The sequence below is a fragment of the Dactylosporangium aurantiacum genome, assembly GCF_000716715.1.
GTDB lineage: Bacteria > Actinomycetota > Actinomycetes > Mycobacteriales > Micromonosporaceae > Dactylosporangium > Dactylosporangium aurantiacum.
The window spans coordinates 202,824-218,750 of the sequence record NZ_JNYJ01000006.1 but is presented as its reverse complement, the minus strand read 5'-3'; the positions used below and the strand labels follow the sequence as shown (position 1 = coordinate 218,750).

The following is a 15,927-nucleotide window of genomic DNA, read 5'->3' as shown; positions in this document are numbered from 1 at the left end:
GCCGCTCAGGCCGGGCCGCACGGCGGGTCGAACGGCAGGCCCGGGAAGTACTGCGCCCACTCCTCGCGGGTCAGCCGCGGGTACGCCAGCGCGCACACCCGCGCCGCGACCCGCGCCGTGTCGGTGTCCCAGAACCGCACCGTGCCGTCCTCGCCGCCGCTGACCACGACCCGCCCGGCGGCGCCGAACACCACCGAGTTCACCGCCGCCGAATGGCCGGTCAGGGTCGCCCACGCGGTCGGGGCGCGGCGGTCGGTGACGTCCCACAGCCGCACCGTGCGGTCGACACCGGCCGTCGCCAGCATGCGCCCGTCCGGGCCGAACACCACCCCGTCGACGTAGCCGGTGTGGCCGATCAGGACGGCGAGGGCGGCCGGGCGTCGCGGGTCGCTGACGTCCCACAGGCGCACGGTGCGGTCGTTGCCCGTCGTCGCGGCCGTGTGCCCGTCGGGGCTGAACGCCACCGCGTTGACGGGTTCGGTGTGCCCTTCCAGGACGCCGGCGGCGGCCGGGTGGGCCGGGTCGGCGAGGTCCCACAGGCGGACGGTGTGGTCGAAACCGGCGGTGGCCAGGACCCGGCCGTCGGGGGCGAAGAAGGCCGAGTTCAGCGAGTTCGTGTGGGCGTCCAGGGCGAACTGGGCCACGCGGGCGGGCCGGCGCGCGTCGCCGAGGTCCCACACCTCGCCGGTGCGGAAGTGGATGCTCAGCACCACGAGGAGGCGCCCGTCGGGGCGCACCGCCACCAGCCGCTCGTCGGGCGGCCCGGCGAGCGGGCGGGTGGCCAGCTCGGCGCCGACGGCGGGCCCGGTGAGATCGCGCAGCTGCAGGTCGGTCCGTGAGGCGGCGGCGAGCAGCCCGGCGTCGGCGCTGAACGCGGCCGCGCCGCCGGCGGGCACCTCGACCGGATCGGTGAGCCGCCCGTCCCCGATGGTCCACCGGAGTGCGGTGCCCGTGGCGCCGTTGCTGAGGTAGAGCCGGTGCCCGTCACCGCCGAGGGTCATCGGCCGCACCGCGCCCGGCAGCCCGGTCGACGGCGGGCCGGGCAGCTGCCAGAGCCGCACGGTGTGGTCGTACCCGCCGCTGGCCAGGCTGTCGCCGTCCGGGCTGAACGCCACCGACGCGATCGACCCGGTGTCGCCCGGGGCGCCGGTGTGGCTGACGAGCACGGTCGCCGGGGCGGCGGGCCGGGTCACGTCCCACAGCCGTGCGGTGTTGTCGACGCTGCCGGTGGCCAGGGTGCGCCCGTCGGGGCTGAACGCGACGCAGTTGACGGCCTCGGTGTGCCCCTCCAGCGTGCCGAGCGCCGTCCCGGCGGCGACGCTCCACAGCCGGGCGGTGTGGTCGGCGCCGGCGCTGGCCAGGACGGTGCCGTCCGGGCTGAACGCGACGCCGGCGACCGTGCCGGTGTGCCCGGTCAGGGCGGCGGCCGGGGCGGCGGTGACGCCGGCGGGCGGGCCGGTCAGCCGCCACAGTCGGATCGTGCGGTCCTCACCCGCGGTCGCGAGCGTGGCGCCGTCCGGGCTGAACGCCGCCGCTGTCACGGCCGCGGTCCCGCCGAGCGTCGCCCGCAGCACCGGTGCGCGCGGCGCGCTGACGTCCCACAGCCGCACCGTCCCGTCGACGCCCGCCGTCGCCAGGATGTCGCCGTCCGGCCGGTACGCCACCGCGGCCACCAGGTCGGTGTGCCCGGTGAGCACGGCGAGCCGGGTCGGCCGGTGCGGGTCGCTGACGTCCCACAGCGCGGCGGTGTGGTCGCCGCTGCCCGTGGCGAGGACCCGGCCGTCGGGGCGGAACGCCAGCGCGGCCACGAAGTCCTCGTGCGCGACGAACTCGCCGGCCGGCGCCGGGCGGCGCGGGTCGCGGGTGTCCCACAGCCGCACCTCGCGCTGGCCTCCGGCGCTGGCCAGGAGCCGGCCGTCGGGCCGGTAAGCGACCTTGTGGACGTAGCCGGCGTGGCCGGTCAGCCGGATGGCGTACGGCGAGGACAGCGCGCTGAGCAGGCCGCCGCGGGCCTCCACCGTCGGCGACAGCCGGTAGGCGGCGAGGCTGAGCTGGTTGGCCAGCGCGGGGTTGTCGACCCGCAGGTCGGCGAGCTCACCGGCGACCTTGCGCGACACGGCCGCGTCGCGCTGCCGGTCCGCGGCCCGCTGCGCCCGCACGGCGAGCGCGGTCGCGCCCGTGGCCAGCAGCGACAGCACGGTCAGTGCCGCGACGAGCGCACGCAGCCGGCGGGTGCGGCGCCGGCCCGCGCCGAGCTCCGCGGCCTCGCGGGCCAGGGAAGCGTCGAGGAACGCACGGGCGACCGGGCCGATCGCGCCGTGCGGGCCTTTCGTCGCCGCCCACTCGCGGGCCACGGCGAGCCGGGTGCCGCGGTACAGCGCCGCCGGGTCGCGGTGCTCGTGCTGCCAGGTCACGGCCGCCTCGTGCAGCCGGCGGCCGACGAGCAGGCCGGCCCGGTCGACGGCGAGCCACTCCCGCAGCCGCGGCCACGCGGTCAGCAGCGCCTCGTGCGCCAGGTGCACCGCGTCCGCGTCCGCCGTGACCAACCGCTGGTCGACGAACCGGTCGAGCACCGCACGGACCCGCTGCGCGGGCTCGCCACACTCGGCGATCAGGTCCTCGACGCCGACCCGGCGCCGGGTGTCGACCGTGTCGGCAGCGACGTGGACCAGGCTGAGGAACAGCCGCCGGGCCAGGTCGCGGTCGGCGGCGTCGAGCGCGTCGTACACCGCGTCGGCGCTGGCCGCGACGGCACCGTCGATCCCGCCGACCTCCCGGTAGTCCCCGACGGTCAGCCGCCGGTCCCGGGTGTGCTGCCAGGTCGCGTACAGCGCGTGCGACAGCAGCGGCAGCGCCCCCGTCCCGCGCCCCCAGCCCGGCCCGCCGCCGCGCGGCCCGGCCTCGGTGACCAGCAGCTCGACCAGCCCGTCGGCGACCTCGAGACCGGCCTTGCGCGCCGGCTCGACGATCGCCCGGCGCAGCTCGGACTCGCTCATCGGCCCGACGGTGAACTGCTGGTCGCGGATGGCCGCGACGAGCTCCGGATGCCGCAGCGCCGAGGCGTAGAAGTCGGCTCGCAGCCCGAGGACGACGATCGTGTCCGGCAGCCCGACGAGCGCGGTGAGCGACGCCTGCCGCTCCGCGTCGTCGACGCACACGGTGAAGACCTCCTCGAACTGGTCGACGACGAGCAGCCGCCGCTCACCGCCGGGCACCGCGGCCAGCACCTCCCGCGGACGCGGTCCCGGCGTGCACAGTCCGACGTCGTACGGGACGCCACCGAGCCCGTCCCGGCGCACGGCGGGGATCAGCCCGGCCCGCAGCAACGACGACTTGCCCGACCCGGACGCCCCGACCACGACCAGGCAGCCACCGCCGGTCTCGTGCAGCGCGGTGAGCCGGCCGAGCAGCTGCGCGGTCATCGCCTCCCGCCCGAAGAACCACTCGGCGTGCTCGGCTTCGAAGCCGGCCAGTCCCCGGTACGGCGCCGGCCCGCGCGCCCGCGGCCCGGGCAGCCGCCGCAGCCCTTCCCAGGCGTGCAGCCAGGGCTGCGGATCGTCGACCCCGCAGGCGGCCAGCACCCTCACCAGCAGCTCCCGCGACGCGGCCGACGGCAGCCCGCGCCCGGCGAACCAGTCCCCGACCGTGCTGTGGTTACGGAAGTCGCCGGTGCTGGCGGCGACCTCCCGGACCGTCAGCCCGGCCCGCTGCCGCAGCAGCGTCAGCTCACGGCTGAACGCCACCCGGGACCCGATCCGGCTCGGATCCGGCAGGTCGGAAGCCTCCGGCATGCACGCTCCTCCCCGGGGCCTCAGTCGCTTCCCCGGACAGCCTATGCACCACGCGGACGGCCGGAATCCCCCGCTCCGGCGATCCCGTTGTCCCGCGGCACGGCCGTGGCACCGGACCGGCACCGGCGACCGATCTTCGGACGGCCGCGATACTGGTCGGGTGGACATCCGCACCGCGGCCGCGCGTTGGGCCGACACCTGGGTCACCGCGTGGCGGTCCCACGACGCGGGCGCGGTCGCCGCCCTGTACGCCGAGGACTGCACCCACCGTTCGCTGCCGTTCCGCCCGCCGTACCACGGTCGCGCCGGCGTGCTGGACTACCTGCGCGACGCGTTCGCCGACGAGTCCGCGGTCGCGGACGTGCGGTTCAACACGCCGGTCGTCGACGGCCACCGCGCCTGGGTCGAGTACTGGGCCGCCGTCGTCGACGGTACCGGCGCCGAGCAGACCATCGCCGGGAGCGCGTTCGCCCGGTTCGACGACGCCGGCCTCATCACCGAGACCCGCGACTACTGGCAGTCCTCCGAAGGCCACCACCCGCCGCCCGACGGCTGGCAGCGGGCCTGACCGCTGGTGACGTCGCGCCGGCGCGCTGGCACCTGTCTGGATGCGGGCGGGACCGGTGTGCGTTCGCGTCGGTCCGGTGTCCCGGCACGCGTAGAGTACGGCTCATGCGGTCCACGGCCGGCGTGCCGATCAGCGACGCCGGTGTCGTCGACCCCGCGCAGCCCGGGCCGGGCTACCGCAAGCTCGCCCGGAACTCGGCGGTCGCGGCCGGTGCCGTCGGCGTCAACGGGCTGCTCAGCGCGGCGATCCTGGCACTGTGCGCGAAGTTCGGGCAGACCGCGGAGATCGCCGCCTACACGGTGATGACGTCGGCGCTGGCGTTCGTGCTCATCGCGCTCAGCGGCGGGTCGGCCATGCTGTACCTCAACGGCACGGAGGACCAGCGCGCGCTCGTGCGCAGCCAGTGGGCGCTGGTGATCGTGCCGGGGCTGCTGCTCGGCGCCCTGGTCGCCGGCGGGTTCTACGCCCTGCGCGGCTACAGCGGGACCGCGCTCGCGGCGGCGGGCGTGGTGGTGCTCGGCAACGGCCTGGCGCAGCTGCAGATCGCCGACTTCAACCGGCGGACGCGGTTCCTGGCCAGCGCGGTGCTGATGTGCGCGAGCAAGGCCGCGTCGCTGGTGCTGGTCCTTTGCGGCGTGCCGCTGACCCTCGCCCTGGCCACCGCCGGGCTGGCCCAACTCGTCGCCGGCGAGCTGGTCCTGGGCCGGGACGGCTCGCTGCGGCACGTGCGGCCGCGGACGCTGACGTTGCGGCGTGCCTTCGCGGCGTACCGCTCCGGACGACAGCTGTTCGGCTTCGCCCTCGGCGAGCTCTACGTGGCCCGGTTCGCCACGCTGGTGCTGTCGCTGCTGGCCACGCCCGCGGTGATGGGCAGCTTCGGCGCCGTCGCCGTCGCGTATCAGGCCATCGGCGGTGTGGTGCTGTCGGCACTGCAGGTGCCGATGGTGGCGCGGGCGCGCAGCCGGCTGGGCCTGGAGCACGCGAGGCATCCGGCGTCGTTCGCGGTGGCGGTCGCGCTGGTCTGCGCGGTCCCCATGGCGGCGGCCGTCGCGTGGCTCGCGCCCTGGCTCACCGGCACGCTGCTGTCGCTGCCGCATCGCGCGGCCGCCGGCTGGCTGGCGCTGTTCATGCTCGCGCTGCCGTTCGTCTCGGTCACCCGGGCGCTCATGTACAACTGGATCGGCGACGGCCATTACAGCCGAGCGACGAAGGCCATGGCGCTACTGGCAGCGCTGCTGACCCTCGCGGCCGGGTTCGGCGTGGTCCGGTTCGGCCCGATGGGCGCGGCCGGCGCGACCGCGGCCGCCGAGATGGCCGCGCTCGCCGTGATCCTGCTGTTCGAGTGGCGCCGGAGGGTCGGGCGGCCGTCCGCCGAGGCACTGTCCGCGACGGGCTGACAGACTCCGCCGCGTCGGGTGACCGCGATGGCTTACCGCTACGGCGTCGGGTCACTGAGACGTAGTGTGGCGGCATGGCACCACGATCCGTCAGCGTGTGGCAACCGTTCTTCATCAACAGCGACAGCCGAGCCGCGGTCACCGACGCCGCGGTCGAACTGGAGCACCTCGGGTACTCACGGCTCTGGTTCTCGGCCGGCTTCGGGGAAGACGTTCCCCCACGATTCCGTGACATCCTCGACGCGACCAAGCGGCTCGGGGTCGCCTCCGGAATCCTCTCCATCTGGCACTCGTCCCCGTCCGAGGCGGCGGCATTCGTCCAGGACGCCGAGCGTGCGCACCCCGGCCGTTTCCTGCTCGGTCTCGGTGCCAGCCACGCCGGGCCGGTCGCGGACACCGGCACCGAGTACCGCAAGCCGTACTCGAAGATGGTGGAGTACCTCGACGGCCTCGACGCGGCTGGGGTCGCCCCCGAGCAACGGATCCTGGCCGCGCTCGGACCCCGGATGCTGGAGCTGTCCCGCGACCGTTCGGCCGGTGCCCACCCGTACTTCACCACTGCCGAGCACACCGCCGAGGCCAGGACGGCCCTCGGCGCCGACCGGTTGCTCGCACCCGAGGTCGCGGTGGTCCTCGACGCCGACGCGGCGACCGCCCGTGCCACGGCCCGGCAGTACACGCGCCGGTACCTCAGCCTGCCCAACTACACCAACAACCTGCGCCGGTTCGGCTGGACCGACGAAGACCTCGCGGACGGCGGCAGCGACCGCCTCATCGACGCACTCATCCCCTGGGGCACGCTCGATCGGGTCGCGGCCGGAATCGAACGGCATTACCAGGCCGGCGCCGACGAGGTCGCGATCCAGGTCCTCAACGGCGGTGATGCCACGACGTTTCCCGCCGATGCGTTCCGATCGCTGGCGGCGGCGCTGAACCAGCAGTTCAGGCCCTGACACCTTCGATCGCCGGCACTCCCGCCGGACGCTCATGTGACGGGTTCGTGTCGTGGACGCGCCAGAGCCGGGTGGGACGGGCCTCTACAGTGCGCTCATGCGTACGAGTCGTCGCTGTGTCAAGTGTCAGTGTGCGCGCGTCTGGCACATCGACCCGGTCATGCTCGGTGAACCCGACAACCGCAACGTCGTCGATGTCCTGCCGGCCGTCACCAGGTGGGGTTCCGGATCGGCGGACGGCGGGAGCACGGACAAGCGCATCGAGGCGGGGCGCTTCGAGGTGTGGATCTGCGCGGCGTGCGGGTATACCGAGTGGTACTCCCTCCAGGTCAACGAGATGCTCGCCTGGCTCACCCGCAATCCTCGCTCGGGCGTGCACTACTACGACGCCGACGCGGCCGCCCGGCCCGCCACGCCCGGCTGACGTGAGGACGGACCCGGCCCGGACCAGCGGCGCCAGCACGGAGCCGGCACGTCACCCAGCCGCTCGGCGGCGGCGTCCACCCGCTCGCCCGCGGCGGCCGGGCGCGGGGACCGCCGACGATCCCCGCGCCCGGGCCTGTCAGGTCAGCTGTAGACCTCGAACGTGCCGTCGGCCGACGTCTGGATCTGGTACGCCGAACCGTACGCCGCCTCCCAGGTCAGCTTCACCCGGCCGATGGCGTAGGACTGGCCGAGATCGACCTGGATCCACTGCGGGTCGGCGAACGCGCTGGCCCAGCGGGTGGTCAGCGAGCCGTCGACGGCCGCGGACGCCGGGTAGGCGGCCGCCTCGGTGCTGGACGCGGTGGCCGGCTTGTTCAGCGCGTGCCGTCGGCCGACGTCTGGATCTGGTACGCCGAACCGTACGCCGCCTCCCAGGTCAGCTTCACCCGGCCGATGGCGTAGGACTGGCCGAGATCGACCCGGATCCACTGTGGATCGGCGAACGCGCTGGCCCAGCGGGTGGTCAGCGAGCCGTCGACCGCCGCGGACGCCGGGGTGCCGGCGTTCTCGGTGCTGGACGCCGTCACGGGCTTGTTCAACGCCAGGTTCCCGGACGGCGGTTGGGTGGTGCCGGTGCCGAACGTGAAGTCGTCGATGTCGAACAGGGAGCCCGCGCCGCCGGTGAACACCAGGTACAGCTGGTGCGTGCCGGTCGGCGGCGAGATGGTGCCGGTGACGTCGACGAACGTCTCCCAGCCGCCGGTCGGCGCGACCTGCACCGTGCCGGCGACGGGGCCGGTCGGCGAGTCGGTCCGCACGGAGATGGTGCCGCCGACGCCGGCGGAGGCGACCCGCGCGGTGAACGTGGTGGCGCCGGCCAGGTTGTACGTCGGGAACGAGATCCAGTCGTTGTTCTCGATGTAGCCGACCGCGTTGCCGCCGTGCGCGGCCGCCTTCGCGGCGATCTGCACGCCGTTCATCGTCTGGTAGTGCTCCGCCTGCCGGGTCCGTGGCTGCAGGACGTGCTGGTCCTGGACCGCGGCCCCGCTGACCGGGGTGTACTGCGCGTTGATCACGCCGAAGATGTTCGACGCGGCGTCGTGCTCACCGTCTACGGTCGTCTGCAGCGTGCCGGTGCAGCCGGTCTTGCTGGTGATCGGGTGGCCGTGGCTGTCGTGGCCGAGGATGTAGCTGACCGTGACCCGGCTGCAGTCGACCGTGCCCGCGTTCGGGTCGGTCACCTGCACCTGGAACGGCACGGCGTCGCCGAACTTGAACAGCGTGCCGTCCGCCGGCGTGACCAGCGTGACGCTGGGCCGGCCGACGCCGACGACGACACTGGCGGTGGAGATCTTGCCGCTGGTGTCGCGCACCGTCAGGGTCGCGGTGTACTCGCCGTTCGCGGTGTACGTGAACGTCGGGTTCGCCGCGGTCGAGTCGGTGCTGCCGTTGGTGGTGAAGTCCCACGCGTACGTGATCGCGTCACCGTCGGGGTCGTTGCTGCCGGCCGAGCTGAACTGCACGGTCAGCGGCGCCGCGCCGGCGCTCGGGGTGGCACTGGCCTGGGCGACCGGTGCCCGGTTGCCGCCGCTGTTGTACTCGATGCGGTACAGGGCGGAGTTGGCGTCGCCGCCGAACCAGCCGGTGCCGTAGTCGAGCACGTACAGGGCGCCGTCCGGCCCGAACTCCATGTCCATGATCGCGGTGCCGGACCACGGGATCTGCTCGATCGTGCCGGCCGTGCCGTTGGCATTGAGGGTCGCCGCCTTGATCCACCGGCTGGTGAACTCGCCCAGGAAGACCTTGCCGTTGTACGAGGCCGGGAACTTCACGTCGGAGACCAGCGAGGGGTTGAAGTTGTAGACCGGACCACCCATCGGCCCGCCGCCGCCGAGCTCGGGGCGCCAGGGACCCGCGCCACCGTATGGCAGCCAGGCGGCCTGCGACGGCGGGAGGGTGGTGATGCCCGTGTTGTTCGGCGAGTTGTTCGTCGGGCCGCCCGCGCAGTTGTACAGGCCGAGCGACGGACCGGTCGGGAAGACGTACTCGTTGTAGGGGGTGTTGTAGTTGGAGCAGTACGGCCAGCCGAAGAAGCCCGGCGCCGCGATCCGCTCGAACGAGACGGTGCCGGCGGGGCCGCGGTTCGGGTCGGCGGTGCCGGCGTCGGGGCCGTAGTCGCCGAGGTACACGACCCCGGTGGCCTTGTCCACGCTCATCCGGAACGGGTTGCGGAAGCCCATAGCGTAGATCTCGGGCTTCGTCTTCGCGGTGCCTGGGGCGAACATGTTGCCGGCCGGGATGGTGTAGCCGCCGGTGGCGCCCGGCTTGATCCGCAGCACCTTGCCCCGCAGGTCGTTGCTGTTGCCCGCGGTGCGCTGCGCGTCGTAGGCGGGGTTGTGGTCGGTCCGCTCGTCCAGCGGCGCGTAGCCGCCCGAGTCGAACGGGTTGGTGTCGTCGCCGGTGGACAGGTACAGGTTGCCGGCGGCGTCGAAGTCGATGTCACCGCCGACGTGGCAGCACGTGCCCCGGCTGGTCGGCACGTCGAGGATGGTCACCAGCGAGTTCGGGTCGATGGTGTAGTCGTCCCGGACCGTGAACCGGCCCAGCTTGTTGACCCCGTTGAACGGCGCGAACTGGGCCGCGGTGCCGGTCGCCGGGGCGTCCCCGGCGGGCGTAGACAGCGGCGGCGCATAGTAGATGTACACCCACTTGTTCGACGCGAAGTTCGGGTCCGCCTTGATGCTCTGCATGCCCTCCTCGTCGTGCGAGTAGACCGGCAGGGTCATGGCGACCTTGGTGTTGCCGTTGACGTCGGTGTACCGCACGACGCCGTCGCGGGAGGTGTGCAGCACGCCCCGGTTGGGCAGGACGGTGAGGCCCATCGGCTCGCCCGTCTCCGCCGCCCCCTTGGCGAGGTTCACCTGGCTGAACGTGCCCGCGGCGGACTGCACCGAGCAGTTGCCGATGTTCTGCGCGGCGTACTTGATGCCGCCGAGCAGGTGGGTGCGGAAGTTCGCCTCGCTGTAGCTCTCGATGGTGTGGCCCAGCCCGGTGTACCAGGACCGGCCGCCGTCGTAGGCGCGGCACCAGGAGATCGGGTGGTCGCCGTTCATGGTGCCGCCGCTGTAGGTGGCCTCGTTGAGGTTGGCCAGGACGTGCACCTGCGAGCGCGGGTTGGTGCGGTAGTTGTACAGCTCGTCGGTGCGGTTCCAGTTCGCCGGGATGCCGGCGTTGGACGGGTGGGCGGTGTCCTCGATGCGCACCGTGACCGGCTGGATCGCCGGGTGGCTGGAGAAGTAGGCGCCGACGAGGTTGCCGTACCAGGCCCAGTCGTACTCGGTGTCGGCGGCGGCGTGCACGCCGACGTAGCCGCCGCCGGCGCGGATGTAGCGCTCGAACGCGGCCTGCTGGTTCGCGTCGAGCACGTCGGCGGTCGTCGACAGCCAGATGACCGCCTTGAACCGGGCGAGGTTGGTGTCGGTGAACTGGCCGGCGTCCTCGGTCGCCTCGACCGTGAAGTTGTTCTGCGTGCCCAGTTGCTGGATCGCGGCGATGCCCGCCGGGATCGCGTCGTGCCGGTACCCCGCGGTCTTGCTGAAGATCAGCACCGAGAAGTCGGCCGCGAACGCCGGAGCGATGTTGAAGCCCGCTCCGGCCAGCACGAGGGCGACGCAGAGCAGCACTCTGCGGAACATGATCGGTTGCACCTCTCTTACGCAGAAAGCAGCGAACGACGTGCGCCGATCACGTCAGATCTCTGGGCCGCGGTCAGGTGGCCCCGCGGTCGGGCCCCGGCGTCCGGGCACGGCTTCGCCGCCGCCCCGCGCCGGCGGGGTGGATGGGGATGTGTCGGTGTGGTCGCGGGCGTCGCTGCCGCACGGGTGGCCGGCGCGCCGATCTCGCGGCAGGTCACGCCGCCTCGCCGAAGGCCGCGGGATGCCGCTGCGCACCGCTGTCGGGGGTTGGTGACAGGCCCGGCGCCGTTGGCGGCGGCGACCGGACCGGGGCGGGGGTGTACTCCTTCCACCTGGCCAGAGAGCGCTCTCTCACCAAGGTGCCGATTAGTTAAGCAGACTCGCCATCGCGTGGCAACGGTTCATCGACTTCCGTGCACCCCTCGATGGGTGCGGACAGCAGGAGGCCGCCTGCGCCGCCCCCGGGGCGGCGGCACAGGCGGCCAGGGATCAACGCAGGGCGGCGCGGGCGCGCAGCAGCTCGGCGACCGACCAGGCCTGGAACGGGCAGCCGGTGGCGGCGTGCGGGGCGTCGCCGTCCATCGTCTCGGACACCGAGCCCAGGCCCCACTCCGACAGGTGCAGCTCCAGGCCGTCCAGGACGCCGTCGGTGTCGGCGCCCACGCGCCGGGCCGCGTCGACGAACGGGCCGATCAGCCACGGCCAGACGGTGCCCTGGTGGTAGGCGCGGTCACGGTCGGCCGGCCCGCCGCGGTGCGTGCCCGCGTAGCCGGGCGACCCGGGCGCGAGCGAGCGCGGCCCGACCGACGTCAGCAGCGCCGCCCGGCAGGTCTCGACGATGCGCCGGTCCGCCGCCGGTACGTGCGGCGACGCCACCGCCAGGAGCTGGTTCGGCCGCACGGACGGGTCGTCGCCGCCCCGCCCGTCGACGACGTCGTACAGGCCGCCGCCGTCGGGGCGCGGGAACCGCTGCCCGAAGGAGGTCGCGGCCCGGGCGGCCGCGGCGGCCCACTCGTTGCCGCGGCCGATGCGGTCGAACAGGGTCGCGGTCGTGGCCAGGCCCTCGATCCACAGGGCGTTGATCTCGACCGCCTTGCCCTGCCGCTCGGTGACGGGTTCCCCGCCGACGCGCGCGTCCATCCAGGTCAGCGCGTATCCGGGCTTGCCCTGGGTGAGCAGGCCGTCGGCCGGGTCCGCGGCGATGCCGTAGCGGGTGCCGCGCTGGTGGCAGCGCAGGACCTCGTCCATGGCGTCGGCGAGCGTGGCCACGGTGTCCATGTCCCCGGTCGCGCCGGCGTACCGGTCGACCGCCCGCAGGAACCACAGGGCGGCGTCGGCGGTGTTGTACTCCAGGGTGCCGGTGTCGGCGGTGTTCGCGAGCATGCCCTCCGACACGGTCGCGCCCGCGCGCAGCAGGACCCGCCGCGCGTCGTCGTGCCGGTTGGTGGTCAGCAGCAGCCCCTCGAAGGACGTCATGAGGTCGCGGGACCACTCGCCGAACCACGGGTAGCCGGCCACCGCGGAGGGACCCGAGGGCGTGTCGACGACGAACTGGTCGGCGGCGACGGCGAGCTGCCGGCCGGCGTCGTCGGTGGCGCCGGCGAGGCGGGCGAGCGCGCGGGCCCGGTCCCGGGCGGCGGCGACGATCCCGGTCGCGCCCGGCAGGACGCCGCCGAGGTCGCCGCCGTTCGGTGCCGAGCCGCCCGCGGCGGCCGCGGTGACCGAGGCCGTCTCGCCGGGGGCCAGCTCGGCGGTGAAGTACCCGGCGGCCCACAGGTCCTCGTCGGCGTTCAGGCCGCGGGCGGCCTCCTGCCGGGCGTGCACGCCGCGGTACCACTCGCCGCCGGGTCGCCAGTTCGGGCCGCTCACCCGGTACGCGCCCGCGAACTCGAAGCCGTCGGCGACCGGGGTCACCCGCGGCTCGCCGGTGCCGTGCCGCTCGCCGTGCGCGTCGCGCCACGTGCACAGCGGGGTCAGCTCCAGGGTCACCGGGCCGGGGGCGCGCAGCACGCGGAACGCGAGGCCGACCGCGGGCCGGCCGTGCGCCATCGCCACCTCCAGCCGCACCACCACGTCGCCGAGGTCCCAGCACCACGACGGCACACCGTCCTCGAGCCGGAACTGCGCGAGGTGGACGTGGCCGGCGGGGTCGACGGCGCCGCCGGCCCACTCGTCGGTCGCGAGCCGGACCACCCGGTCGCCGGCGCGGACCACCGGGTCGACGGCGGCGAGGCCGAGCATCCGGGACGCCCCGCCGGCCGCCGCGACGACGAGCAGGCCGTGGTACCGGCGGGTGCGCAGGCCGGCGACGGTGCCCATCGCGTAGCCGCCGAGCCCGTCGGTGACCAGCCACTCGCGGGCCGCCGCCGCGTCGAGATCGCCGCACACCTGGCGGCCGAAGGTGATCATCGCCGCGCTCCCGACATCGCCGAGGGACGCGCGACGAGCTCGGCGAGCAGCCCGGTCCAGCCGGTCTGGTGCATCGCGCCGAGCCCGGCGCCGTTGTCCGCGTGGAAGTACTCGTAGAACAGCAGGTTGTCGCGCCAGTTCGGGTCGTGCTGCAGGCGGTCCACCCAGCCGAAGGCGGGCCGGCGGCCGTCGGGGCCGCGCCGGTACAGCGACAGCATCCGCTGGCGGAGGTCCTCGGCGATCTCGCCGGCGGTGCACTGCCGTCCGGACCCGGTCGGGTACTCCATCTTCACCGAGTCGCCGAGGTTCGCGTGGTAGTCCTCGAGGGTGCGCAGCACCAGGTAGTTCAGCGGCATCCACAGCGGGCCGCGCCAGTTGGAGTTGCCGCCGAACATGCCGGTGGTGGACTCCGCGGGCTCGTAGCTGACGGTCGCCGTCCAGCCGGGCAGCTCGACGCTGAACGGGTGCTCGGCGTGCCAGCGGGACAGCGCCCGCAACCCGTACGGCGACAGGAAGCTCTCCTCGTCGAACAGGTGCGGCAGGATGCGCCGGGCCCGGCCGTGCGCCGCGACGCCCACCGCGATCAGCTCCTCGCCGCCGGCGCCGCTCAGGACGTGGTGCTCGGGCATCTCGGCGAAGCCCTTGGACAGCTTGCGGACCCGGGCGAACTCCTCCTGGCGCAGCGCCTTGGTCGCGAACAGCGGGATGACGCCGACCATCGAGCGGACCCGCAGCGGCGTGCTGGAGCCGTCGGCGCCGCGCAGCATGTCGTAGTAGAAGCCGTCCTGCTCGTCCCACAGGTCGTTGGTGCGCATCGCCTCGGAGATGAGCGCGAAGTGCTCCAGGAACTTGACCACGAGGTCGTCCAGCGCCGGGTCGTGCCTGGCCAGCTCGCGCGCCATCTCCAGCAGGTTGAGGCAGTAGAACGCCATCCAGGCCGTCGCGTCGGACTGCTCCAGCCGGAACCCGGGCGGCAGGTGCGACCGGTCGATCGGGCCGATGTTGTCCAGGCCGAGGAAGCCGCCCTGGAACAGGTTGCGGCCGTCGGCGTCCTCGCGGTTGACCCACCAGGTGAAGTTCAGCATCAGCTTGGAGAAGACCCGCATCAGGAACGCGGTGTCGCGCCGGCCGTCGATCTGGTACACCTGCATGGCCGCCCACGCCTGCACCGGCGGGTTGAGGTCTTCGAAGGCCCACTCGTAGGCGGGGATCGCGCCGTTGGGGTGCTGGAACCATTCCCGGCACAGCAGCACCAGCTGGTACTTCGCGAACGCCGGGTCGAGGTGGGCGAGGGCCACGGCGTGGAACGCGGAGTCCCACGCGGCGAACCACGGGTACTCCCACGGGTCCGGCATCGACATGATGTCGGAGGCGTCCAGGTGCCGCCAGCGGGCATTGCGGCCGTCCTGCCGGCCGGGCGGCGGCGGGGGCTGCGCCGGGTCGCCGTTGAGCCACCGGGCGACGTCGTAGTTGTAGAACTGCTTGCCCCAGATCATGCCGGCGAAGCCCTGCCGCATGATCATGGCGTCCTCGGCGCTGGTCCCTTCCGGGGTCAGCTCGGCGTAGAAGGTGTCCGCCTCGGCCCGGCGCTGCTCCAGCACCTGGTCGAACGCCGGCCCGAACGCCTCCGGGTCGGCCTGCGGCGCGAGGCGCAGCGACAGCTCCGCGGTCTGTCCTGGCTGGACGGTGACCTCGTACCAGAACGCCGCCTTCGTGCCCTCCCGGCCGGGGTTGACGGTCGCGGCGCCGTGCACCACGTGGTCGTTGATGCCGTCCTTCGGGTACGGCGTGGACGACGGGCTGCCGAACAGCCGTTGCGCGTTCGTCTCGTTCTCGCAGTACACCTGCCGCGGCATGGCACCGTCGGGTCCGGGCGCGGCCTGCAGCACCATCGGGCCGAGACCGTCGTGCTCGACGGCGATCGCGTCGTCGCCGGCGGTGGCGAGGCGGGGCTTGGACCGGCCGGGCTCCCAGGACCACGTGTTGCGGAACCAGACGGTCGGCAGCACGTGCAGCGTCGCCGCGTCCGGGCCGGGGTTCGTCAGCCGTACCCGGATGCGCAGGTCGTCGGGGTCGGCCTTGGCGTAGTCGGCCTCGACGATCCAGTACCGGTCACCGTCGAACACACCGGTGTCCAGCAGCTCGAACTCCGGCTCGTCGCGGGAGCGGCGGCGGTTCTCGCTCACCAGGTGCTCGTACGGGAACGCCCGCTGCGGGTAGTGGTACCGCCAGCGCAGCCACGCGTGGCTGGGCACCGCGTCGAGGTACCACCAGTACTCCTTGGCGTCCTCGCCGTGGTTGCCCTCGTTGCCGGTCAGGCCGAAGATGCGTTCCTTGAGGATCGGGTCCTGCCCGTTCCACAGGCCGAGGGCGAAACACAGGCGCTGCTCGGCGTCGCAGATCCCGCCGAGGCCGTCCTCGCTCCACCGGTACGCCCTGGACCGCGCGTGCTCGTGCGGGAACGCCTCCCACGCCGTGCCGCCGCCGCTGTAGTCCTCGCGGACGGTGCCCCAGGCCCGCTCGCTGAGGTACGGACCCCACCGGTACCAGGGGCTGGCATCGATGAGTCCGTCCTCGGGCCGCCCGAACGCCGCGACCCGCTCCCGCTCCGGATTGCTCATGCCGCCAGCGCATCACCTGCCGGTGTGCCGCAGCGTCACCTGTGCCGCATGACTCCGCGGCGCCCGG

General features: G+C 73.7%; 9 protein-coding genes. 4 read left to right on the top strand and 5 right to left on the bottom strand.

Annotated features, from left to right (window positions below):
- Positions 1-5: 5 nt before the first annotated feature.
- Positions 6-3,791, bottom strand: coding sequence for an nSTAND1 domain-containing NTPase (locus OP18_RS08720; protein ID WP_052386403.1), 3,786 nt, complete (start codon positions 3,789-3,791; stop codon positions 6-8).
- A 160-nt stretch (positions 3,792-3,951) separates the two neighbouring features.
- Here OP18_RS08720 and OP18_RS08715 point away from each other — a divergent pair, with 160 nt between their 5' ends.
- From OP18_RS08715 to OP18_RS08700, 4 genes are all read left to right on the top strand, one after another.
- Positions 3,952-4,359, top strand: a complete 408-nt coding sequence (locus OP18_RS08715; RefSeq protein ID WP_033358215.1) for a nuclear transport factor 2 family protein — start codon at positions 3,952-3,954, stop codon at positions 4,357-4,359.
- A gap of 104 nt (positions 4,360-4,463) precedes the next feature.
- Positions 4,464-5,756 (top strand): lipopolysaccharide biosynthesis protein, encoded by a 1,293-nt coding sequence (locus tag OP18_RS08710; protein WP_033358214.1) that lies wholly within the window; start codon positions 4,464-4,466, stop codon positions 5,754-5,756.
- Between the two features lie 74 nt (positions 5,757-5,830).
- Entirely contained in the window at positions 5,831-6,709 is an 879-nt protein-coding gene (locus OP18_RS08705) for a TIGR03620 family F420-dependent LLM class oxidoreductase (protein WP_156089370.1), read from the top strand.
- A 160-nt stretch (positions 6,710-6,869) separates the two neighbouring features.
- The gene (locus OP18_RS08700) at positions 6,870-7,133 is read left to right on the top strand and encodes a hypothetical protein (protein WP_033358212.1); all 264 of its coding nucleotides are present in this window, start codon (positions 6,870-6,872) and stop codon (positions 7,131-7,133) included.
- Positions 7,134-7,276: 143 nt separating this feature from the next.
- On the opposite strand, the gene OP18_RS60395 is transcribed toward OP18_RS08700, so the two are convergent.
- The 4 genes from OP18_RS60395 to OP18_RS08685 all read right to left on the bottom strand — a co-directional run bounded on the left by OP18_RS60395 (position 7,277) and on the right by OP18_RS08685 (position 15,860).
- A complete protein-coding gene (locus tag OP18_RS60395; protein ID WP_245635303.1) occupies positions 7,277-7,624 on the bottom strand; it encodes a discoidin domain-containing protein in 348 nt (115 codons plus the stop codon).
- On the bottom strand, positions 7,510-10,830 hold the full coding sequence (locus OP18_RS08695) for a ThuA domain-containing protein (RefSeq protein WP_081970569.1): 3,321 nt from the start codon (positions 10,828-10,830) through the stop codon (positions 7,510-7,512). Before OP18_RS08695 ends, OP18_RS60395 begins: the two co-directional genes overlap by 115 nt.
- Before the next feature lie 489 nt (positions 10,831-11,319).
- The gene (locus OP18_RS08690) at positions 11,320-13,239 is read right to left on the bottom strand and encodes an amylo-alpha-1,6-glucosidase (RefSeq protein WP_033358211.1); all 1,920 of its coding nucleotides are present in this window, start codon (positions 13,237-13,239) and stop codon (positions 11,320-11,322) included.
- Complete coding sequence (locus tag OP18_RS08685) at positions 13,236-15,860, bottom strand: MGH1-like glycoside hydrolase domain-containing protein (protein ID WP_033358210.1); 2,625 nt, start codon at positions 15,858-15,860, stop codon at positions 13,236-13,238. Before OP18_RS08685 ends, OP18_RS08690 begins: the two co-directional genes overlap by 4 nt.
- Positions 15,861-15,927: the final 67 nt, after the last annotated feature.

Excerpts from the sequence above, each read along its gene's own strand:
- OP18_RS08720 (WP_052386403.1), bottom strand. The coding sequence starts at position 3,791 with ATGCCGGAGGCTTCCGACCTGCCGGATCCGAGCCGGATCGGGTCCCGG.
- OP18_RS08710 (WP_033358214.1), top strand. The coding sequence starts at position 4,464 with ATGCGGTCCACGGCCGGCGTGCCGATCAGCGACGCCGGTGTCGTCGAC.
- OP18_RS08705 (WP_156089370.1), top strand. The coding sequence starts at position 5,831 with ATGGCACCACGATCCGTCAGCGTGTGGCAACCGTTCTTCATCAACAGC.
- OP18_RS08700 (WP_033358212.1), top strand. The coding sequence starts at position 6,870 with ATGCTCGGTGAACCCGACAACCGCAACGTCGTCGATGTCCTGCCGGCC.
- OP18_RS08695 (WP_081970569.1), bottom strand. The coding sequence starts at position 10,830 with ATGTTCCGCAGAGTGCTGCTCTGCGTCGCCCTCGTGCTGGCCGGAGCG.
- OP18_RS08690 (WP_033358211.1), bottom strand. The coding sequence starts at position 13,239 with ATGATCACCTTCGGCCGCCAGGTGTGCGGCGATCTCGACGCGGCGGCG.
- OP18_RS08685 (WP_033358210.1), bottom strand. The coding sequence starts at position 15,860 with ATGAGCAATCCGGAGCGGGAGCGGGTCGCGGCGTTCGGGCGGCCCGAG.